The following is a 21185-nucleotide window of genomic DNA, read 5'->3' as shown; positions in this document are numbered from 1 at the left end:
GCGGCCGCCCTCAACAACTTTCTTCTGCGAGGCTTTGCACGAAGCGCCCCGCCGTGCTTATCCCTTAGCTCTGTTGCAGTTCCGGCCGGCACGATGCGCATTCTCATCCGCACCTCGAAATGGGCAATCTGGGCCCGGCGCTTCGGCAGCCTGGCGCTGCCGCTGACCATCATCCCGGTGCTGCTGCACCGCGAACAGCTGATCACCAGTTCCGATTTCGCTGTCATCGAAGCGGTGGCGGCGGGAGTAGCGGCGCTGGCCATCTTCCTGGCGCTGGGCGCTTTCGGACGGCTGTGGATGACCGGCGACCAGGGCTGGAGCAAGGCCGGCTGGGGCCTGTTCTTCGGCATCGTCTGCCTCTTGCCCTTTGCCTATCTCGGCTATGAGGCGATGCGCTACCCGATGGTCAACGAGGTGACGACCGATATCGCCGACCCGCTGCCGCTGCTCTCGCCGGTGCGCGTCGCGCCCACCAGCGCACCGCTGCGGGCCGAGATCGCCGCCACCTTCCCCAACGTCCAGGCCCGTACCTACCCCATCGATGCCACCGAGATGTTCGCCATTGTCGACGATCTGGTCGAGGCCCGCGGCTGGGATGTGCGCACCCGCCGCGCCCCGCCGACGGCGCTCGATATCGGCCAGATCAACGCCATTGCGGTGACGCTGTTCGGCTGGCGCGACGAGGTGGCGATCCGGGTGACCGGTACGGCGCAGGGCTCGGTCATCGACATGCGCTCGGTGCCGCTCGGCGGCTTCCACGATTTCGGCGAGAACGGCAAGCGGATCGAGGAATTCCTCCTCGCGCTCGACCAGAAGATCACCCTGACGCTGCGCGATGCGCCGCAGGCGCCGGCAGCGCCCGACACCGAAACCCCGCCGCCGCCCGCCGAAGGCGAGCCGGATGATGACGCCGAGTAGGCGGGCCGAGTACCACAAATCATCGAACGCGCTGGCGGGCTGCGCAATTTTGCCACCGCAGCTCGACCAAACTCGCTGGGATGACATCGGGGAGGTGGGAAGTTTGGCGGTCGTTCACCGCAACGATGACGCCCTTGCTTACGCGCGGGACGGAAACAGCGTCGTGCCGAACGGGCCGTAGGTGGCGCCGATCAGGCCGCGATCGACCAGGTACTCGACATGCGCCTTCAGCGTCATCAACGCCGCCCCATGCAGCGGCAGGGCCAGCTGTGGATAGATCGGCGCCAGCAGGTCGCCAATCTTGCGGGCTCCGCCGTTCACCGCCGCGACCACCTGCCGGTTGCGCTCCTGCCGGTGTGCCAGCAGCGCCCGGGCATAGTCGGGCCCATCCTCGATGCTGCCGCCATGGGCCGGCGCGTAGTGCCCATAGCCGAGGCCGATCACCTTTTCGAGCGAGTGCAGGTAGTCGGCCATCGAGCCGTCGGGCACGGAAACGAGGGTCGAGTTCCAGCCCATGATGTGATCGCCGGTCAGCAGCCAGGGCGTGCCGGCGATCCCGAGGGCGAGGTGGTTGGCGCAATGCCCGGGGGTGGCGATCACCTCGAGGGTGATGCCGTCGATCGCGACGTGTTCGCCATCCTGCAGCACCCGATCCGGCACGAGGCCCCAGTCGCTTTCGCCGCCGACCGCATTGACCTCGAACAACCGCCGCGCCCGGCTGAGCCGATGCTTGCCGCCGGACCAGACCGGGGCGCCGGTAGCCGCTTTCAGCTTCGGGACCAGCGCCGAATGGTCGATATGGGTGTGGGTGAGGATGATCGCCTCCACCGGGCGACCGGCGATGGCGCTGGTCAGCGCCATCAGGTGCGCGCCGTCATCCGGGCCAGGGTCGATCACCGCCACCCGGTCATGGCCGACGATGAAGCTGTTGGTGCCTTTGAAGGTGTAGGGGCCGGCATTGGGAGCGGTGATGCGGACGAGGCCCGGAGCCGCCGTCACGGGGTGGCCGGTCGCTGCGTCGAACGTCGTGTTGAAGCTCAGCGCCGGCGGCTGGCCAGCCATTGCGCTCTCCCAGGCGAGCGACTAGTAATCGGCGCTAGAAATGCTCCTGTTGATGAAGGATTGGCAATGGCCTTGACGCTCACCACGCCGAACACGGTTCTCGGCGTGCTTTCGCCCAAGTCGCAGTCGGCTCGCCTCGTGGCAAACCTCGTCACTGTGGTGCTTGGCTCGCTGGTGCTGGCGCTGTCGGCCAAGATCTCGGTGCCGGTGATGCCGATCCCGGTGACGCTGCAGACCATGGCGGTCGCCGCCCTCGCTGCCGGCTTCGGCTGGCGCATCGGCGTCGCCACCGTGGCGCTCTACATCGTCCAGGGCCTCTCGGGCCTGCCGGTCTTTGCCACCGGCGGCGGCCTCGACTACATCATGCGCCCGTCCTTCGGCTTCATTCTCGGCTACCTGCCGATGGCCTACATCATCGGCCGTGCCGCCGATCTGGGCGCTTCCGGCCGCATCGTGCTGCTGTTCGGCGCGATGCTCCTCGCCGACGCGGTGCTGTTCGCTTTCGGCTTCACCTGGCTGCTGGTCGTCGCCAATGTGATCGTCCAGTCCGGCGCCACGCTGCCCGGCTGGCTCGATGCCACCAACCTCATCGGTACCGCCTGGAACGGCGCCGTGGCTCCGTTCATCCTGTGGGACGTGCTGAAGATGGCCTTCGCGGCGGTCAGCGTCGTCGGGATCTGGAAGCTGCTGCCCAAAAAGGCCTGAACGCCTCGCCAGAAATTGTAAAAAGGGCCGGTCAGTTGACCGGCCCTTTCTCTTTGTCAGCGCCCCGTAGCGCCTGAGCGCTTTCAGGAAAAGTTGTAGACTTTTCCTCCTCGGACTTGATCCGGGGATCGAAAGCGCGACCAAATCAAAGATCTTTAGTTGGTGAACACCGCCAGCGACCCGTCAGCCGCCACGCCGATGGCGATCACTTCCTCGGCCGAGGTGTTGTTGGCCTCGAGCCAGGCGTCGAGCGCCACGTTGGAACTGAGCGCAAGCTGCAGGTCGTCGATCTCGTCGGCATTGCCGCTGAGCGCGAGGTCCAGCGCAGTGGCGTTCTCGGCATTGATCCAGCCACTGATATCGTAGGTGGTGGCGTCGATATCGGTGAGGCTGGCGAGGCTGGTTTCGGTCCACTGGCTGCTCTCGATCAGCGAGATCACCACACCCAGCTCATCACCGGCCGTTAAGGACGCAGCCGCGGAGGCATTGGCGGTGAGGCTGCCAGCCGTGCTATCTTCAGTCCCGAGGCCGTCGAGTCCGAGACTGGCCGTAGCGTCGATATCGGTCGCGACTCCGAGCGACAGGCCGCTTTCGCCAGCCGAAGCGTTGCCGCCGAGTGAGACGCCGGCACCGATGTCGAGCGCCAGGGCGGGCGCGCTGAGGACGCAGAGGCAGGCAAGAGCTGCGGCAAGGGTTTGAGTTTTCATGATGTTGGCTCCGTTGCAGTTAGTGCGTCGAGGAGCTTCCGGGATTCGCCCTGACACGTTCATGAGATCGTTGTCAGGCAATGGTCAGGGTCGAGAACGTATTCTGCCGAGCATGCTCCCTATCCGGTCGAATCATCGCCTGTTGCCCGCGCTCGTCTGTCTTGCGGGCCTGTTGCTCCCATCGGCCGCGTGGGCGCAGATCGACCTTGGGCTCGACCTGGGCGGCCTCGGCAGTGTCGATGTCGGCGTCGGCGGCGATGAGGGGCTGGGCGTGGACGTCGACCTCGGCGGCGACGACAGCGGGCTCGGCGTCGACCTCAACCTTGGCGGCTCGGGGGGGAGCGGGCTGGGCCTCGATCTCGAGACTGCCGGCCAACCGCTCGGACAAAAGGCGGCGCTGCAGGCGGTTCGCAGCGGCAGGGCCTTGCCGATGGAAGACATCATGCTGCGCGCCCAGCTCCTCACCGACGGCGAGATCATCGATGCGCAGTTAGTGTCGCTGCAAGATGTACTGCTGTATGAAATCAAGGCGCTGGGTAAATCCGGCGACGTGAGCGAGCTGTATTTCCTGGCCCAGACGGGTGAATATCTTGATCTGAACTGAGCGTCACATGCGCGTACTGGTTGCCGAAGACGATCGGCGCATCGCCGAGGCCCTTGCTGCCGCCCTGCAGGCGGCCGGCTTTGTTGCCGAGGTCGAATCCGATGGCGAGGAGGCCTGGTATCGCGGCGACACCGAGGAGTTCGACGCCATCATCCTCGACCTGGGGCTGCCGACGCTGGACGGCCTCACCATCCTGAAACGCTGGCGCAAGGCCGGCCGCAGCGGCCCCGTGCTGATCCTTACGGCGCGGGGGCATTGGGAGGAACGGGTCGAAGGCATCGAGGCCGGCGCCGACGACTATGTGGTCAAACCCTTCCGCATCGAGGAAGTGGTGGCGCGCATCCGCGCCATCGTCCGCCGCTCCGGTGGCTTTGCCTCGTCGCGGGTGGAGATCGACGATCTGGTGCTCGATACCCGTGCCATGCAGGTGACCCGCGACGGCATCCCGATCAGCCTGAGCCCGCAGGAATACCGGCTGTTCGCCTATCTGGCGCATCAGCGCGGCCGGGTGGTGTCGCAAATGGAGATCACCGAGCACCTCTACGCGCAGGATTTCGAGCGCGAGTCCAACTCGATCGAAGTGCTGGTCGGTCGGGTGCGGCGCCGGCTCGGCACCGAGATCATCAAGACCCGTCGCGGTTTTGGCTACTATATGGGGACGCTCGAGGAATGAATCCGCGCTCGCTGCGCCTGCGCCTGCTGGGCGGCGCGGCGCTGTGGATCATCCTCGCACTGCTGGTCGCCGGTTTCGCCATCGGCTGGATGTTCACTGCCAATGTCGAGCGCTCGATGCGCGACGGGCTGACTGCCAGCCTCAACCGGCTGGTGGCCCAGATCGACCCGCTGGCCGAGGAGCCGGTGCCCGGCGATGCGCTGCCCGATCCGCGCTATGGCACCCCGCTCTCCGGCATCTACTGGCAGGTCGAAACCTCGGGATCCGAGGATTCCTGGCGTTCCCGGTCGCTGGGCGACCACGTGCTGGAAACCCGGGGGGCGGCAGCGCCGGATGGCGCCGAGCGCTTCGGCACCCTTGCCGGACCGGGCGCGCAATCGCTGTCCGCCATGGTGCGCGAGGTCAGTTTCTCGACCGACGCCGGGCCGAGAGTTTTCCGCGTCACCCTGGCCGAGGACCGAGCCTTGCTCGACGAGTCGATCCGCCGCTTCGGTGGCGACCTGATGCTGGCGCTGGTGGTGCTTGGCGTGGCGCTGATCCTCGCCGCCTGGCTGCAGGTGCAGCTCGGTTTGAAACCACTCGAACACCTGCGTGAGGGCATCGGGGCGGTGCGGCGCGGCGAGGCGCAGAAGCTGCCGCCGCGCTACCCGGCGGAAGTTCTGCCGCTGGTCGGCGAAGTGAACGAGTTGCTGAGCCAGCAGCAGAAATCCATGGAGTTCGCCCGCGCCCGCGCCGCGGACCTGGCGCACGGGCTGAAGACCCCGCTGTCGGTGCTGCGCAACCTCGCGGCCCATATGCAGACCACCGGCCATGCCGAGGCCGGCGCACAGGTCGATGAAATCGTCGGCGAGATGGACGATCGCGTCGAATATCAGCTGCGCCTGTCGCGGCTGAGGATGCGCACCCGGGCCCACCAGCTCAGCGCGTCGTTGAACGAGGCGGTCGATCGGACCATCGCCGTGCTGAGCCGCACCCAGGAGGGCGAGGAGCTCGACTGGCAGGTGCAACTCTCCTCCGAGCTCAAGGTCGATATCGATCGGCACGACCTGATGGAGCTGGTGGGCGTGATCCTTGAGAATGCCGCCAAATGGGGCAAGTCGCGGGTACGCGTCGAGGGCCGGCGCGATGGTGACGTTGCCGAGCTTACCATCGCCGACGATGGGCCCGGCCTCACCGAGGAGCAGATCGCCCGGCTCGGCGTGCGCGGCCAGCGCCATGATGAAAGCCGGCGCGGTTCGGGCCTCGGGCTGGCCATCGCGCTGGAAGTGGTGGCGCTCAACGCTGGCACGGTGCATTTCGCCCGCGCCGCCGAAGGCGGCCTCGCCGCGACGGTCCGGCTGCCGCTGGCTTAGAGCGCCGATCGCGGCCGCCGGTGGCTGTGGGCAGCCCGCACCGGCGGTCAGAGTTAACCCCGCGTTTCCAACCTCCTTCGAAGTCTGTGCGCTTTGGAACGAAGCCGTGAGCCTTTTCGCGTAGATCAGTACGGGCCGGCCGAATGCCGGTAGTGCCAGCACGGGCTGGCCGCTCAGCGAGGAACTCGTGCTACGGCGTACGCAAACGGTCGCTTTCAAGGATGATGGCGAAATCCAGGAGGCCTTGCGCCCCGAACTGCCGCGTACCGCGGCGCAGAAGGCGGATCCGGCCGTGTTGGACAAGGTGCTCGCCGAGGTGACCTGGACGCCGCCGCCGACCCAGGCCGAACGGCGCAACCTCGACGCCTGGCGCTCCGAAGCGCTGCAGACCGTCGTTACCAATACCGATCGCCGCAAGGGCGGTGATCGCCGCAAGCCCGTGGCGCCGCCGCCGAGCACCGGCTGGCGCTGGAAGGTTCCCCCCTCCCGTATCGCTCTGCTGGCCGTGGCGCTGATCGCCGGCGGCCTCGCTGCCTACCTGACCACCCAGACCAACCAGCCAGTGGCCCAGCCGGTCGCCGAGGCGGTGACAGAGGTGGTGCAGGAAGCGCGGGTGCGCGTCCTCGCCGCCAAAACCGGCCTCGGTCTCGGCCAGCGGCTGACCCCGGAATCGGTTGAGTGGGTGGATTGGCCTGCAGGCGCGGTGCGGCCCGAGTACATCACCACCGACGCCATGCCCGACGCCGTTACCGAGATGAGCGGCGCCATGGCGCGCTTCGAGTTCTTCCCCGGCGAGCCGATCCGCGCCGACAAGCTGGCGCTCGAGAGCGACGGCTACCTGTCGGCCGTGCTCGACAGCGGCACGCGCGGCGTGTCGGTCATGGTATCCGCCTCCTCGGCCTCCGGTGGCTTCATCGTCCCGAACGACCGGGTCGACGTGGTGCTGACCCGCAGCATGGGCGAGGCGGGCCCGCAGATTTCGGACACCATCCTCCGCAACGTGCGGGTGCTGGCGATCAACACCCGGCTGGGCGAAACCGGCACCACCGGCGCGGCAGCCGACCCCGAGAATCCACGGGCCGAGATCTTTGCCGACGAGGCCATCGCCACCCTGCAGCTCGATCCCGGCCAGTCCGAGGTGATCATCAACGCCTCGAGCTCGGGCCGCCTGGCCCTGGTGCTGCGCCCCTATGTCGACAGCTCCGAAGCGGCCAAGCCCGAAGACCGCAGCGCCAACCAGGCGATCCGCGTTTCGAGCCCGTTCTGGACCAGATGACAATCGGCAGGCGCCCGCTCCGCGGCCGGATCGACAACTCCCGTTAAATCGCCGTTGACCCGGCCCTGCTAGAACTTTCCCGGTTGCTTGAGAACGTTAGCACAGATGTACACCATGACGGCATACCGGGACTTTGGCAGAACGCTGCTGTCCCAGTCACTTAGGGCAGCACTTGGCGTGGTGGTGCTGCTTGCGGCGCTCGGCGCGGGGCTGTTTCCGGCGCTGGCCCAGACGGTCAACTACGACCTCAAGACCACCTCGGTGATGCGCATCAAGCTGCCGGCCTCGCAGGCGGTGACCGTCGTCATCTCCGACGCCGTGGGCAAGATCGTCTCCGCCGACCCCGCCATCGCCGACGCGCAGCCGATCACCGACAAATCGCTTTACCTCGTCGGCAAGAGCTTCGGCACCACCACCGTCAACCTGTTCTCGGCCGATGGCGCGCCGGTCGGATTGCTGGCGGTCGAAGTCGGCGTCGATACCTCCGATATCGCGCGCTCCATCCGCGACGCCATTCCCAGCTCCAATGTCAAGGTCAGCTCGGTCAACGGCCGCGTCCGGCTCGGCGGCTCGGTCACCGACGCGGTCACCATGCAGAAAGTGCTCGATATCGTCGCCCAGTACGGCAGCCCGGCGATCATCAACACCATGACGATCAGCGGTGGCCAGCAGGTCAATCTCGAAGTCCGCATCATCGAGGCCCAGCGCGACGCCGGGCGCGAACTCGGGATCCAGTGGAGCGGCGGCATCGGTGGCGTCTCGACCAGCATCAAGGGCGGCCCGAACGACCCGGTCACCAACTCCTTCGCCAGCTTCGTCACCAACATCATCTCGACCGGCGGCGGCATCAATCTCAGTGCCACCATCAAGGCACTCGAGAGCAAACACCTGGTGCGGACCCTGGCGGAGCCGAACCTGACGACGCTCTCCGGCGTCAGTGCGAGTTTCCTTGCCGGCGGCCAGGTTCCGATCCGCACACCAGATCAGAACGGCAATGCGACGATCACCTATCGCGATTTCGGCGTGCGCCTGGTGTTCCAGCCGGTGGTGCTGGACGACGACCGCATCCAGATCCACCTGACCCCGGAAGTCAGCGGCATCAACGGCTTCACCTCGGCCGGCGATCCGGTGTTCAACACCCGCAACCTCGATGCCACGGTGGAACTGCGCGATGGGCAGAGCTTCTCGGTGGCGGGGCTGCTGCAGAGCAATACCAACCTCAACCAGAACCAGCTGCCCTGGCTCGGCGACGTGCCGATCCTGGGCTCGCTGTTCAAGTCGTCGAGCTTCCAGAAGCACGATACCGAGCTGGTGGTGATCGTCACGCCGCGCCTGGTGCAGCCGAGCGTTCCCGGCCAGATCGCCGCGACGCCGCTCGATGCCACCCAGCCCGCCAATGACCTCGAGTTCTTCGCCCTCGGCCAGATGGAAGTGACGCCCAAGATGCTGAAGAGCTTTCAGACCGGCAACGGTGTGGTCGGGCCCTACGGCTACATCATCGACCTCAGGAGCGGCAGTTGACCCCGCTGCTCCTCAACGCGGTGCGGGCCGTGGCCATGCTTGCCGTGTGTTCGGCGCTGGTCGGCTGCGCCTATGACTACCGGCAGCGTACCGATCGGGTCGGCTACGCCGCCGGCGACGCGGTAAAGGCCAACCTCGCGCGTGAAACCACCAACCCGACCAAGGCTTCGATGTATTCCACCAAGGGATTGGGCAAGAACGGTTCGGTCATCGTGGCGCCGGTCGAAGAGTAGCGGCAACTCCAGACGCAGGAAACGCTAGGGGCGGGGTCGAACAGACCTCCGCCCTTTGACTTTCGCCGCGCGTCGGATCAGGCGCGGGAGTCCGCCGCGGCGCGCTCCAGGATCTGGATATTGTTGGCGACCACCAGGTTGTCGGGCTCGATCTTCTGCGCCTTGCGGAAGCTCTTCAGCGCCTCGCTGAGGCTGCCGCGCAGCAGGTAGGAATAGCCGACATTGTTGTAGTACTGCGCCGTGCCGCCGGTCATCTGGTAGAGCGAAGCGTAAACCCGGTCCGACAGGTCGAACCGGCCGAGGCGGTCGTACGAGGCGCTGAGCCCGACATAGCCTTCGGCCTTGTTGGGCGCCAGTTCGACCGCGCGTTTGTAGAACGCCGCCGAGTAGCCGAAATTGTCGTTGCGGAAATGCGCCCGGGCCTCGGTCAGCGCGCCTTCGGCGGTGTAGGTCTCGATATTAGAGATCTCGGCGACGGCGAGCTTGTTGCTGCCGAAGGCGCTCATTCCCGCCGAGCTGCAGCCGCTGAGCGGCAGCGCGACGATGGCTGCAGCCAGCAGCCCATGGCGAAACAACCCGCCGATCCCGTTCATTTCTCAATGCCCCCATCGAGAGGCCCGCTTCTGCGGACCTGATCTGTGGGGCAACGCTAGGCGCAGCAGGGATTACGCTTGGTAAATGTGCGCCATGCGCCGCCAATCAGGCTTAACGGTACGTTACCGCACAATGATGGGCGGTGGATGCGGGGTCGCCATCAAGAATGTCGTGAATGACAGGCTGTCTCTGCAGTAGGTTGCGGCGCGCGGGGGAGTGAGGGAGACATGGGCGAGGCGGCCGAACCCTTTCGGGGTATCGATGCGATCCTGGCATCCGAACTGGGGGCGCGGGCTCTGGAGCGCGCCTTGGCGCTCGGCTGGATCGACCTGCTTGCCGATCGCGTGCTGGAGCCTCGCGCCTTACCGAGTGCCGGCGAGCTGACCCCGACGGGATTGGCGCTGCTCCTGGGACAGCTCAAAGCGAGTGGGGTGGTCGAAGGGGCGAGTTCCATCGGCCTGACCGCGCGCTTCCGACAGGTGCTTGAGGCGCGCGACCTCCTCGAAGCGCGGCTCTGGTTCCTCCTGGCGATCGCCAAGGATGTGCACGAGCGCTTTGCGCTGCTGCTTGCCGACCCGGGGGCGTTCGTCCAGCAGGCCGAAGTGTTTCGTCTGTTTGACTATTCCCGGGCGCTGACGACGTCGCCAGAGCATCTGGCGGCAACCGCGCGCTGGGTCGGCTACACCACTGCGCTGACCAGGTACGAGGGCCCGCTCCTCAGCCCGATGCTGGGGCTCGAGACCGCGCGACAGCTGCTCGACGTCGGTGGCAATAGCGGCGAGTTCGCCCTGCACCTCGTGGCAATCCACCCGCAACTGAGCGCCACAGTGGTCGACCTGCCGGCGGTCTGCCAGCTCGGAGCGCTCAATATTGCCAATCGGCAGGGCGCCGAGCGGGTGACATTCGCGCCGCGCGATATTCGCGCCGGGCGGCTCCCCGGGCCGGTCGATACCGTCGTGTTCAAGTCGGTGCTGCATGATTGGCCCGAAGACATGGCGGGGCGCTTCATCGGCGCCGCGCGTGAGGCGCTCTATCCCGGCGGGCGGCTGCTGATCGTCGAGCGCGCCCCCGAGCTGGCGCTGGACCAGCCGATGCCCTTCTCGATGCTGGCCAACCTGGTGTTCCTGCCCTTCTTCCGGCCGGCCTCGGCATATGCCAAGCTGCTCGAAGCGCAGGGCTTCGTCGTCGAGACGGTGCGCAACGTGGTGCTGGATATGCCGTTCCAGGTGATTGCCGCGCGCAAGCCGGCGGTCTGATCGGGGAAACGATGGCTGAGGGTGTCGCATTGCTGGACGGCCGGCCGACTGCCGCTGATATGCGGCGCTTCGTCGAGGCGCTCCGCGGTCCGCGTGTTACCGAGCGCTCGACCAAACTCTGGCCGGGGCGGCAATCGGCCGACCGCTTCCTCGTGACCTGCCAGCCGGAGGTGCTGGGGCCCGATCCGCGCCGCCGCTTTCGCGACATCGCCCTGGCGCTCGAATGCGATCCGGCAGCGACCGAGCGCCTGTTGGCGTCGTGGGACCGGGTCATCACCGTGCACCTTGGCTGCGATGGTATCGATCCGCCGCTGTTCAAACTCTATGTCGAGTACGAGCTGGGGCGCTCCGAACGCTCGGACATCCCGGACGATACGATCTTTCTGTCGGCGAAATGGCGACCGGGGGGCGAGACCCATTTCTCGCGCTATCGGCACCTCGCCTACCCCACCAACGGGGTCGAGGCGCGTGAGGCCCTGCGCAAGAGCTTCGCCAGGGATGTCGGGGACGTCTCGGCTGCGTTCACCGATCGGGTGCTGTCGGAACTGATCACCCCCCGGGGACGCGTCGATGTGATGCTGGTCGAGGACGAGGACACGCCGCGCCGGTCGTTCGACATCAACCTCTACCGGGTCGATACGCCATTGGCGCGCCACCGCCGGGCATTGGAGGCGCTGTGCGAGGCCTTTGACCTTCCCGCCGCAGCGCCGCAGATCCTTGCTGACGGGGCAGGGACCATGCTTGGGCACATTGCCATCGGGCGCGACGCGACCGGGGCCGAGTTCGTCACGCTCTACTACGCAGCCAGCAAGCATGACCATCGCTGAGCCCCTCCCCACCTCGCTCGCGACCGAGGCCGGCGACCAGCTGGCCGATTTCTGCCTCTGGCCCTACGAGCCGCTGGCGCCGACCGCGAGAGGGCTGCGCAGCGAAGCCGTGCTGTGGGCCGCGGCGCAACTGGATCCCGCGGGGGGAAGGCTGCTCGCGGTGATCCGTGCCTTGCAGCACGAGCTTGGCAGGGGCCAGATCGTCTGGGGCATCAAGCGGGCCGGCGGGCGGCTGAGCTATGAGCTCTATTTCTACGACTATGCGCGGGCCGAGCGGCGGGTGTCGCTGCAGCGGGTGCTTGCTTGCCTCGCGCCATTCGCGCCGAGCCGGCTGTCGATCCCGGACGAGCGCCCCTACTTCATGTTCTCGATCGACATCGAGCCGCAGGGGCTGGAGGTTCGCCGGCCGATCGACGAGGTCAATCTCTATTTCGGCAACCCCAGCAGCGATCTCTCATCGGGCCTCTCCTATCGGCTGACGGCCGACGGGCTGGAGTTCGCCAACCTCTACCACTTCTTCCACACGCGCGACGATGCGGCCGCCCTGCGCCGCAAGCTCGTCACCTCGGCGCGCCTCGATGCTGCCGAGGGCGTCGCCGACCTGCTGCTCGATCCGCACAAGCTCGGGGTAGTCACGGTGATCGCCAACAAGCGGCACTCCGACGGCATCTATTATTCGCGCGTCCGGGCGGCGCAGATGGCGGGTTTCATTGTCGATCACGCCTATCCGGCACCGCTGGTGAGCTTCGTGCAAGCCCATCTCAACCGTCTCGAGCATCTCTATTTCGATCTGGGCGTCGACTATGCGATGGTGGAGGGCAGGCTGGAGGTCGCAAAGACCGCGGTCTATGGCTTCGCCTGAAGGGCGTGAAACGGCATGGGACGCTACGACAACGCCAGCTACGTGTCGGCGACACTGGAGTTCCGGTGCAATCTGCGTTGCGTCCACTGCATGATTGAGGGGACGATGGACCGGCTGCAGCCGGTCTCGGACGACGCCTTCGATCACGTGCTGCGTCGCAACGAGGAGACCCGGCAATATAGCGGCCTCGTCATGACCGGCTCGGAGATCACCCTACGGCGCGATCTTCCCGATCTGGCGCGGCGCGCCCGGGCCGCCGGCTTCGAGCACATCCGCATCCAGACGCATGGCATGCATCTGAGCCGCCCCGGCTACGCCGAACAGCTGATCGAGGCAGGGGTCAACGAGTTCTTCGTCTCGGTCGCTGGCAGCGATGCGGCGACCCATGACGGCATCACCACGATCAAGGGCTCGTTCGACAAGATGATTCGGGGGATGGAGATCGTCTCGAGCTTCCCCGGCACGGCGATCATCACCAACACGGTGGTCACCGAGCGCAGTTACCGCCTGCTCCCCGACGTGGTCGACGCACTCCAGGGCATCGGGGCGCTCAGCCAGATGGAATTCTGGCACTACTTCCCGATGAGCCGGACCGACGACAAGCTGCTGCTGGCCGACTATCGGTTGATCGTGCCCTACCTCAGGCAGGCTTGCGAGCGGGCCGACGCGCGCGGCATCGCCGTGGAGATCAAGAACGTCCCGCAATGCCTCCTGGGCCAGGACGACTGGCGGCTGGACAATGGCCAGGCGGCGCTGCTGATCGATCCCGACTTCTGGATCGAGTTCGACAAGAACGGCTTCTATCGCTGCCCGCACCGGGAACGTTGCGCATCCAAGGCCTGCCTGGGGCTGACAGAGGCCTATATCGCGCGTTTTGGCGACATGGCGGGTGACCTCGCCCCCTATGCGTCGGCGAATTAACCACCCGTTAATTTTATCCCGGTGCGCTTTTATCACTGCGCCCCGCATTATTTACACTAGTTCGTCAGCGACAGTTGAATATGTCATGGCGCGTTGCTAGGCATTGCGGGTTGGTCGGCCCGGAGGGAACCGGAACGTTTTGGCCAACGCCGAGGGGGCGCATACTTGGCCAAACAGTTATTGATCTACGAGACCGCTACGCCGGTCAATCGCGGCCGTCACGCTAATTTGGCGGTCAAGACCGGGAACGATTTCAGTTTCGCGGCGAATGTGAACTCGGTGCCGCTGATGGTGGCCGAGTTTTCGCAGGTCGCCAACGAGATGGCGATCGTATTCGCCGGCAGTGGCGAAGACGTCATCCCGGCGGTGCTGCTTGGGATACGTGAGAACGAGAACCTTTTCATCGACGGCAAGGGCAAGTGGCTGGGCAAGTACGTCCCGGCCTTCCTGCGGCGTTACCCCTTCGTGTTCTCCTCGAGCGATGAGGGGCAGAACTTCACCCTGTGCATCGATGAGTCGTTCGAAGGCGCCAACAATGACGGGCGCGGCGAGCGGCTGTTCGACGCCGACGGCGAGCAGACCCAGTACCTGAAGAGCGTGCTCGGCTTCCTCCAGGCCTACCAGGTGCAGTTCCAGCGCACCAAGGACCTGTGTGCGCGCCTGCGCCAGTTCAATCTGCTCGAACCGATGCAGGCGCAGTTCACCCTCCCCGATGGCCGCAGCATGATGCTGTCGGGCTTCGAAGTGGTGAGCCGCGACCGGCTCAAGGCGATTACCTCCGAGCAGCTCGCGGTGCTGTTCGGTTCCGACGACCTGGAAGTCATCTACCTCCACCTGCAATCGCTGCGGAACTTGCAGGCAACTGCCGGGCGGCTCGGCGTGGCGCAGGCCGAACCCAGTGCGGCGACCGCCCCAGAGCCGGTCGCGCCGTAGCGAACCAAAGCGCTTTCAGGAAAAGTTGCAGACTTTTCCGGTTCGAAAGCGTGACAGGCAAAGGCTAGAGCATCGCACCGTTTCGACGAAACGGTGGCGCTCTAGAACCCGCGGGGGCGCCCGCGGGACGGCCGAGTTCCGTTTGTGGCTCGGATAGGCGACGGCAAGGATGCCCGCGCGTTGGCGGGCATCCTGGTGACGTAGTGCGTAACTAGCATTGCAACATCCGTCGGTGCGCCATGGCGTGCCGGACAGGAGTCATGATGGCCTATCCTTTCAGATCCGAAGGTCTCTTCGGGCGTCCCACTTCGCAGCGCCGGGTGAAACTGGCCAGCGCGCTGCAGGACAGGCTGAAGCGACTCCTGCGTCGATCGAGGTCGGATCGGCAACTCGCCGAGCGCGTCCGCCTGGTTTTTGATTCGCTCGAACCGCGCCTGCTGCTGAATGCCGACCTCAGCGTCAGTTTTGCCAGCGACCCGGTCGCCCAGGACCATGACCTGCTGGTCCGGCTGATCGAGGAAGAAAAAGTCGTCGGTCCCACCACCGTTACCGTGCGCCGGGTCGAGATTCTCGACCAGAAGAGCGGTGGCAAGGTGCTGGCCTTCGGTGATCTGGATGAGATCAACGCGCCAGGCGGCAGCATCAACATCATTGGCGGCTCCGGCAACGATACGCTGCGAATCGACGAGGATTCGTTCGGCTCCAATACGCTGGTGCCGTCGATCACCTTCACTGGTGGCGGCGGGGCGGACCGGCTGATCTATGACACCTCCGACGCAACCGCATGGTTGATCAGCGGCAACGAGGCCGGCTCCGTCAACGGCCAGGCGGCCGACCTGACCTTTATCGGCGTCGAGAACCTCGAGGGCTCCGACGGCAACGCCGATACCTTTACCTTCGCTGCCGCCGGCAAGCTCAGCGGCGTCGTGGATGGCGGCTTTGGTGGGAACGATACCGTTATCTATTCCGGCGTCAGCGCCGTCGGCGGCACCGGCAGGCTCGGCGCCAACGGTTCGGGCTCGGTCGGGCTCAGCAACGACTCGACCCTGACCTTCGAGAACATGGAGCCGTTCACAGTCGGCGGCGGCATCAACGTCGTCGACATGCGGAACATCGTCTCGGGCGCGTCCAACAAGAACGTCTCGATCATCGCCAGTGGCGCCGATGTGGTGCGCGCGGTGATCGACGGCAGCAACTACGACACTTCCGCCACAACTCCCGTCTGGCTCTACCTGGGCGACCTGGCCAACGTCACCACCATCAGTTCGCTGCCCTCCAATGCCGCCTTCTCGCTGATGGTTGACGCGGGCGAGCAGGTCCTCGTCGCCGGCGACGTCACGGTCGGCGGTTCGCTCGGGCTGAGCGCCGAGAACGTCACCATCCAGGCGGGCGCCGATGTCGTCGCCGACGCCGTCACCATCAAGGCCATCGACTGGTCGCGCGTCTCGCTCGACGCGGCGGGCGCCAACCCCGATGGCGACGGCAACGCCGCAACCCTGAGCGTCACGCGCACTACGCTGGCGACCGTGCAGGTCAATGGCAGCATCACCGCCGATTCGGTGATCGTGGCGTCGGTCGCGGCCAATAAGGTGCGCTCGCACGGCATGGCCAATGCGGCGCTGAAGACCATTTCGACGACGCTCAACAACACCTCGACGGTGACCATCAACGGCACTGTCAGCGGTCAGGCCGTCAGTATCGGCGCCAACGCTGATGTCGATGTCGACATCATGCTGACCGAGGTGCCGATTCCGAACATGCTCGGTCTGGCCGAGGTCACCTTCCCGACCTCGATCTTCTCGCTGACAGCGGCGCCGGGAAAGATCGTCCTGCCGCCCGGCATGATCGACGCGATCCTCTACCCCGACCTGTACCGGGGGGAGGACGGGCAGCTGTACAATGAATCGGACGACCAGCTCGCCACCAATCCGGTGCCGCGCCCGACCATTTCTTCGTTCGATGCTGCCTTCACCAGCGCGATCGAGGCGGGCCTGGTGGCGCTGGAAGATATCCAAATGATGATGGATAGCTTCGCCACCCAAATCGCCACTGCCTACAACACTGGTGGTGCCGGGATCATCGACACCAACAATGTCGATGCCGACGTCAATGTCACCAGCATCACCAATGTCACGGTTGCGGCGAGCGCTGTGGTGACGGCGACCAGCGGCGCGGGCACTATTGCCATCGCGGCCGATGACCAGACCATCGTTCGCGACATCATCCAGACCGAGATCGACGCCTTCAAGCCCAAGCTCGCGACCATCGTGGTGTTCTCGGCGATCGACTCCGACACCTTGATCAACCGCAATACCACGGTGATGGTCGGCACGCCTGCGCCTACAGCGGTACCCGGGGTGCTGCCCAACGCCCTGCGGGCCACCAACGCCATAGCCGTCAGCGCCAACAGCGCCGGCGACGTGCGCAACGAGATCGTTTCCAACCAGATGGGTTCGGTCACCAACGAGGCGACCGAAGTTACCACCGCGACGCTCCGCGGCATCAAGATCGATGGCGGCTCGCCCGCCACCGCCGTCGGCAGGCTGTCGCTCTCGGCCACCAGCAACACCGGCTACTCGGCCACCAGCCTCGATTCCGACAACGAGGTGTTCGGCACGACCTCGGCCAGGCTCGATGCCAGCGACGTACGCGCCGGCAGCGGCGGCGTCAGCGTTTCGGCCATCGATCGCTCATCGGTCACGGCGCTCGCCATGCCCTTCCTGCCGCCTCTCGACGCCAATGGTGACGCACCCGACCCGGCGATCAAGAAGCACATCGCCCGCGTGGCGATCATCAACCAGATTCAGAAAGACACGACCGCGGCGATCAACGCCTCGACCATCGTGTCGGCCGGCGACGTCACCGTCGAGGCGTTGAACATCACCACCATCACCGCCTTCTCCGAATCGATCCCGATGGAGGAAGCGCCCGAGGTCGACCCGCTGGATGCGATCACCGCCAAGAAGGTGATGGCCGGCATTCTCGTCGCCAACGTGGTGAACGGCTCGACCACGGCGACGATCAGCGGCGGCACGCTCACCACCACCGGCGCCGGCAGCGATGTGCTGGTCAAGGCGACCGACGACAGTTTCCTCGATGCCTCCATCTACCTGAACATGGAAGGCCGTGGCATCTCGGGCGCCAAGCTGTTGAAGATGCTGAAGGGCGGCGCTGCGTCAGCGGCGCGCATGGAGGCGATGAACATCGTCGGCTGGGATATCGGTCAGGGACCGACCCTCTCCGGCAACACGCTGGCCTTCCAGAAGGCAACGCTCGACGCGATCCTCGGCACCGAGTTCTTCCAATCTCCCACCGAGGTCCAGGTCAAGGCGTCGATCACCGACGCGGTGGTCTCGGCTGCAGGCGCCATTTCGGCGGTCGCGCTCTCGAAGGGCACCGCCAACACCACGGTTTCCAGTTCGTCCAAGCAGACCAACGATGTCGGCGTTCTGAAGGCCAACGCCAAGGTTCTTGGCGTTGCGCTGGCCAACAACCAGATCAACCGGCTCGCTGCCGCGGTAATTGATGGCGGGGCCACCGACAAGGCGATCACCGCCGGCGGGGCTCTGATCGTCAATGCCGACGACGAGACGCGGATCAATTCCAACGTCAAGCTGACCGGCACCGCGATCTCCAGTACCGATGGCGGGCTGCATGCGCTCGAGCGCTTCTTCGAGTACGGGCTCGCCGATACCATCGAGGAAGCGGTCACCGGCACGTCGCTGAACAACCGCGGCATCACGCTCGATGCCGACCGCGTGCTGACCGACGGTATCACCACTGCTCCGGTTGCCTACGGCACGACCGTCGGCCTCGATTACGACCTGGTCACCTCCAAGAAGACGCCGCTGACGATCACCAAGGACCAGATCCTGCTGGTTTCCGAGGTCGGCAACTCCGGCAAGCTCTACAAGTATATCGGCTCCGATCCGCTCACCGTCACCAACTGGAAATCCGGCGGGCCGAATTTCGGCGATGTGAACACCTGGCAGGCGATCAAGGGCGAGGCCGGCGACACCTACACCTATCTGGGTGCCGATCAGCTGGTGCTCGACCTCTCCATGGTCGATTTCACCGACAAGGGCCTGTGGAAACCCGACCTCGACTACTCGATCTTCACCGACCAGTACAACATTCGCTCGGTCGGCGCTAAGGCCACCGGCCAGGTCATCGTGCTCAACGACCTGCGTGGCGGCGCCACGGCGCTGCTCACCAACGCCGTGGTCAACGCCAATACCGTCTCGGTCGACGCCAAGTCGATCGGTGAGATCACCGCCAATGCCGATGTCTATAACGAGGTGCAGGGCGGCGGCACGTTCAACGAGGATTCGCTGCTCAAGAAGTTCGCGCCCAAGGGCGTCAAGGGCACCATCCTCAAGAAGCTGCTGAAGGGCGGCAAGACCGGCGCGCAGAGCGCCATCATCTCGACCAACCTGATCCAGGGCGCCACCTCGGCGCAGATCGTCGATGCACAGCTGGGCGCCGCAAACGCCAAGATCGGCTCGGTGTCGGTGCGGGCGGATAACTCCGCCACCATCACGGCGGAGAACTCGGCGGTCTCGACCGGTGAGGGCGCCTCCAAGATGCAGGCGCTGCAAATCGCCAACAACACCATCGGCTGGGCGCGCGGCAACCTGCTGTTCAATTCCGTCGAGACCTTGCTGGGCGACTTTGTTGATGACGCCGACACGGGCCAGACCGTGGCCCTGCGCCAGCAAACCGTCTACGACGTCGAGGCGCGCATCACCAACTCGAACGTGCAGTCTTCGGCCGACGTGCTGGTCGAGGCATTGTCGTCGGGTCTCATCACCGCGGTGCTGGATAACCGCGCATCGGCCGCGTTCCAGGCGATCGCCCAGACCAAGTCGTCGTCGCTGGCCCTGGCTATCGCCGGCAACAAGATCTCCAACAGCGCCACCGCCAGGATCAACGCGGCCTCCACCGTTGCCGGCGCGACGGTCACGGTGCGGGCGGTTAATTCCGCCATTATCGACACGCTGACCAATGTCGGTGCGGACAACACCACGGCGACGACCTATGGCGCCGACGTGCTCAGCGATGTCGTCAGCGCTGTGGTCGACGACTACAAGTACACCACCAAATCCGGCAGGCCGGGGTTCTACGGTTCGGCGGAAAAGCTGACCTTCGGCGATAAGGTACTGGTCCACGCCGAGATCAATCTCGATGAGCTGCTGCAGCCCAACACTATCGAAATCAAGGCCGGCGACCGGGTCCAGAAGGGCGGCGTCGTCTACGAATACGCCGGCCTCGACACCATCACCTCGCTGGGTGCCCTGCAGACTGAGACCTTCAGCAACACGGGCCGCTGGAAGGTAACCACCGGCAAGGCTGGCGACGTCTACCAGTATATGGGCACGGCCACCGATCAGATCGATCTGGCCGAGGCCGACTTCACCGATTTCGGCCTGTGGAAGCAGCTGACCACCGACGACATAATCTCGCCGGCCTTCGCCCAGACCCTGGTCAGCGCCAAGATGGGGCAGGCCAAGGCGACCAGCAAGGCCAAGGGCAAGGAATTCAAGGACCCGCTGAAGACCGGTAGCGCTGCCAAGGGCGGCATTTTCGCGCGCAACCAGGTCGACGCCTATGTGACGGCGGCAATCGAAAGCTCGACCATTGCCTCGACCGGCAAGATCGACGTCACCGCCGACCAGATCGCGACGATCAAGGCGACCGATATCAGCGTCATCAGTTCCGAGAACGTCACCGACGGCAACGCCTCCAAGGCGTTCGGCGCGGTCTCGGTGTCCAACAGCATCCTGGGCGCCACCCTCGCGACGGTCAACGGCTCGACCATCAGCAAGGGGACGGGCGTCGGCAACGATCTGACCGTCCGCGGCACCAACGCGGCGACCATCGAATCCACCGCGCTCAGCGAGATGAGCGCCGGCGGCAAGGTGGTCAACGCGGTGATCGCCTTCAACTCGGTCGGCTGGAAACCGCAGAACCTCTTCCTCGACGCGGTCGATCTGATCATCGGCTCACCGACGGTGGCGACGGCGCTCGGTAACGAGCAGGCGTTCTCGACCACCTCCTCGATCGTCAATTCGGACATCGACGTCGCGGGCTCGATCAGCGTTACCGCCGAGAACTCGGCCCGCATCACTGCGGTCACCGGCAACGAAGCCAAGCAAGAATGGTCGAACCCGTTCGGCGTCGTTGCCAAGCAGGGCGCCAAGGGCCTGGCGGTGGGCGCACTGCTCGCCATGAACAAGATCAGTGCCGGCGCCGATGCGATCATCGACAACACCGGTGCCGTCAACAAGCAGGTCGAGGCGGACGAGTCGGTTCGCGTTGCCGCCGACAACGAAGCCAGCATTTCGGCCAACATCAAGGTGGTCGCGTCGGCGCTGCCGTCGAACACCCTGGCAGCCGTGCAGCAGCTGGTGACCGGCGTCGCCGGCCGCCTCGGCGCCGGCGACTATGATTACACCAGCCAGTCGGGCACCCAGACCATCGAGAAGGGCGACAAGGTTCGCGTCTCGCTGGCCTATCTCAATGGCGAGGTCGATCTCGATACGCTGGGCGCTGGCGCCGCCGTCAACTTGATCCAGGGCGACATCGTCGAGAAAGGCGGGGAGATCTACCGCTATCTCGGCACCACGCCGATCACCGAGAATACCGGCATCGTTCTCACCAACACCGCGCTGTGGCTGAAGCTCGACGTGAATGCCGGCGAAATCTACGAGTATATCGGTGAGCCCGACCTGGCGCCGACCG

Annotated in this window: 17 protein-coding genes (1 of these 17 only partly in view); 14 read left to right on the top strand and 3 right to left on the bottom strand. The window is 65.5% G+C overall.

The features are described from left to right. Nucleotides 1–93 precede the first annotated feature (93 nt). Nucleotides 94–918 carry a DUF1499 domain-containing protein gene (locus tag ACSQ23_RS05895; protein ID WP_436090040.1) on the top strand — a complete coding sequence of 275 codons (825 nt, stop codon included), beginning with the start codon at nt 94–96 and terminating at the stop codon, nt 916–918. A 138-nt stretch (nt 919–1056) separates the two neighbouring features. Here ACSQ23_RS05895 and ACSQ23_RS05890 read toward each other — a convergent pair whose 3' ends face one another. Further along, complete coding sequence (locus tag ACSQ23_RS05890) at nt 1057–1980, bottom strand: MBL fold metallo-hydrolase (protein ID WP_436090039.1); 924 nt, start codon at nt 1978–1980, stop codon at nt 1057–1059. Between the two features lie 66 nt (nt 1981–2046). Here ACSQ23_RS05890 and ACSQ23_RS05885 point away from each other — a divergent pair, with 66 nt between their 5' ends. After that, nucleotides 2047–2685, top strand: coding sequence for a biotin transporter BioY (locus tag ACSQ23_RS05885; RefSeq protein WP_055873888.1), 639 nt, complete (start codon nt 2047–2049; stop codon nt 2683–2685). Nucleotides 2686–2840: 155 nt separating this feature from the next. Here ACSQ23_RS05885 and ACSQ23_RS05880 read toward each other — a convergent pair whose 3' ends face one another. After that, nucleotides 2841–3392, bottom strand: coding sequence for a hypothetical protein (locus ACSQ23_RS05880; RefSeq protein WP_436090038.1), 552 nt, complete (start codon nt 3390–3392; stop codon nt 2841–2843). Nucleotides 3393–3534: 142 nt separating this feature from the next. On the opposite strand from ACSQ23_RS05880, the gene ACSQ23_RS05875 reads away from it, so the two are divergent. The 6 genes from ACSQ23_RS05875 (at nt 3535) to ACSQ23_RS05850 (ending at nt 9051) form a co-directional block, all read left to right on the top strand. Continuing rightward, on the top strand, nt 3535–3996 hold the full coding sequence (locus ACSQ23_RS05875; RefSeq protein WP_156384479.1) for a PepSY domain-containing protein: 462 nt from the start codon (nt 3535–3537) through the stop codon (nt 3994–3996). 7 nt (nt 3997–4003) lie between these two features. Next, nucleotides 4004–4669 (top strand): response regulator transcription factor, encoded by a 666-nt coding sequence (locus ACSQ23_RS05870; RefSeq protein ID WP_055873879.1) that lies wholly within the window; start codon nt 4004–4006, stop codon nt 4667–4669. After that, nucleotides 4666–6021 (top strand): sensor histidine kinase, encoded by a 1356-nt coding sequence (locus ACSQ23_RS05865; protein ID WP_436090037.1) that lies wholly within the window; start codon nt 4666–4668, stop codon nt 6019–6021. The genes ACSQ23_RS05870 and ACSQ23_RS05865 overlap by 4 nt, the downstream gene beginning before the upstream one ends. A gap of 187 nt (nt 6022–6208) precedes the next feature. Beyond that, nucleotides 6209–7297, top strand: coding sequence for a Flp pilus assembly protein CpaB (gene cpaB / locus ACSQ23_RS05860; protein ID WP_436090036.1), 1089 nt, complete (start codon nt 6209–6211; stop codon nt 7295–7297). A 114-nt stretch (nt 7298–7411) separates the two neighbouring features. Further along, entirely contained in the window at nt 7412–8818 is a 1407-nt protein-coding gene (locus tag ACSQ23_RS05855) for a type II and III secretion system protein family protein (protein WP_436090035.1), read from the top strand. Next, nucleotides 8815–9051, top strand: coding sequence for a hypothetical protein (locus ACSQ23_RS05850; RefSeq protein ID WP_055994487.1), 237 nt, complete (start codon nt 8815–8817; stop codon nt 9049–9051). The genes ACSQ23_RS05855 and ACSQ23_RS05850 overlap by 4 nt, the downstream gene beginning before the upstream one ends. Before the next feature lie 77 nt (nt 9052–9128). Here the strand turns inward: ACSQ23_RS05850 and ACSQ23_RS05845 are convergent, their stop codons facing one another. Continuing rightward, nucleotides 9129–9644, bottom strand: coding sequence for a tetratricopeptide repeat protein (locus tag ACSQ23_RS05845; protein WP_055994490.1), 516 nt, complete (start codon nt 9642–9644; stop codon nt 9129–9131). 228 nt (nt 9645–9872) lie between these two features. Here ACSQ23_RS05845 and ACSQ23_RS05840 point away from each other — a divergent pair, with 228 nt between their 5' ends. The 6 genes from ACSQ23_RS05840 to ACSQ23_RS05815 all read left to right on the top strand — a co-directional run. Continuing rightward, nucleotides 9873–10901: a methyltransferase gene (locus ACSQ23_RS05840; protein ID WP_436090034.1), complete on the top strand. Its 1029-nt coding sequence runs from the start codon at nt 9873–9875 to the stop codon at nt 10899–10901. Between the two features lie 11 nt (nt 10902–10912). Next, nucleotides 10913–11728, top strand: coding sequence for a hypothetical protein (locus tag ACSQ23_RS05835; protein WP_436090033.1), 816 nt, complete (start codon nt 10913–10915; stop codon nt 11726–11728). Beyond that, entirely contained in the window at nt 11715–12590 is an 876-nt protein-coding gene (locus tag ACSQ23_RS05830) for a hypothetical protein (RefSeq protein WP_436090032.1), read from the top strand. The genes ACSQ23_RS05835 and ACSQ23_RS05830 overlap by 14 nt, the downstream gene beginning before the upstream one ends. 15 nt (nt 12591–12605) lie before the next feature. Then, nucleotides 12606–13511, top strand: a complete 906-nt coding sequence (locus ACSQ23_RS05825) for a radical SAM protein (RefSeq protein ID WP_055873852.1) — start codon at nt 12606–12608, stop codon at nt 13509–13511. Nucleotides 13512–13676: 165 nt separating this feature from the next. Continuing rightward, nucleotides 13677–14444: a SapC family protein gene (locus tag ACSQ23_RS05820; RefSeq protein WP_436090031.1), complete on the top strand. Its 768-nt coding sequence runs from the start codon at nt 13677–13679 to the stop codon at nt 14442–14444. A 320-nt stretch (nt 14445–14764) separates the two neighbouring features. Beyond that, nucleotides 14765–21185: the 5' portion of an LEPR-XLL domain-containing protein gene (locus tag ACSQ23_RS05815; protein ID WP_436090030.1), read on the top strand. It continues 22826 nt past the right edge of the window; only the first 6421 of its 29247 coding nucleotides appear in the window; its start codon is at nt 14765–14767; its stop codon lies beyond the right edge, outside the window.

This window comes from Devosia sp. LjRoot16, from assembly GCF_964252795.1.
Taxonomy (GTDB): Bacteria; Pseudomonadota; Alphaproteobacteria; order Rhizobiales; family Devosiaceae; genus Devosia_A.
This window is presented reverse-complemented; position numbering and strand designations above follow the sequence as displayed.

Excerpts from the sequence above, each read along its gene's own strand:
- ACSQ23_RS05840 (WP_436090034.1), top strand. The coding sequence starts at position 9,873 with ATGGGCGAGGCGGCCGAACCCTTTCGGGGTATCGATGCGATCCTGGCA.
- ACSQ23_RS05845 (WP_055994490.1), bottom strand. The coding sequence starts at position 9,644 with ATGAACGGGATCGGCGGGTTGTTTCGCCATGGGCTGCTGGCTGCAGCC.
- ACSQ23_RS05870 (WP_055873879.1), top strand. The coding sequence starts at position 4,004 with ATGCGCGTACTGGTTGCCGAAGACGATCGGCGCATCGCCGAGGCCCTT.
- ACSQ23_RS05835 (WP_436090033.1), top strand. The coding sequence starts at position 10,913 with ATGGCTGAGGGTGTCGCATTGCTGGACGGCCGGCCGACTGCCGCTGAT.
- ACSQ23_RS05825 (WP_055873852.1), top strand. The coding sequence starts at position 12,606 with ATGGGACGCTACGACAACGCCAGCTACGTGTCGGCGACACTGGAGTTC.
- ACSQ23_RS05830 (WP_436090032.1), top strand. The coding sequence starts at position 11,715 with ATGACCATCGCTGAGCCCCTCCCCACCTCGCTCGCGACCGAGGCCGGC.
- ACSQ23_RS05895 (WP_436090040.1), top strand. The coding sequence starts at position 94 with ATGCGCATTCTCATCCGCACCTCGAAATGGGCAATCTGGGCCCGGCGC.
- ACSQ23_RS05855 (WP_436090035.1), top strand. The coding sequence starts at position 7,412 with ATGACGGCATACCGGGACTTTGGCAGAACGCTGCTGTCCCAGTCACTT.
- ACSQ23_RS05880 (WP_436090038.1), bottom strand. The coding sequence starts at position 3,392 with ATGAAAACTCAAACCCTTGCCGCAGCTCTTGCCTGCCTCTGCGTCCTC.
- ACSQ23_RS05890 (WP_436090039.1), bottom strand. The coding sequence starts at position 1,980 with ATGGCTGGCCAGCCGCCGGCGCTGAGCTTCAACACGACGTTCGACGCA.
- ACSQ23_RS05885 (WP_055873888.1), top strand. The coding sequence starts at position 2,047 with ATGGCCTTGACGCTCACCACGCCGAACACGGTTCTCGGCGTGCTTTCG.
- ACSQ23_RS05865 (WP_436090037.1), top strand. The coding sequence starts at position 4,666 with ATGAATCCGCGCTCGCTGCGCCTGCGCCTGCTGGGCGGCGCGGCGCTG.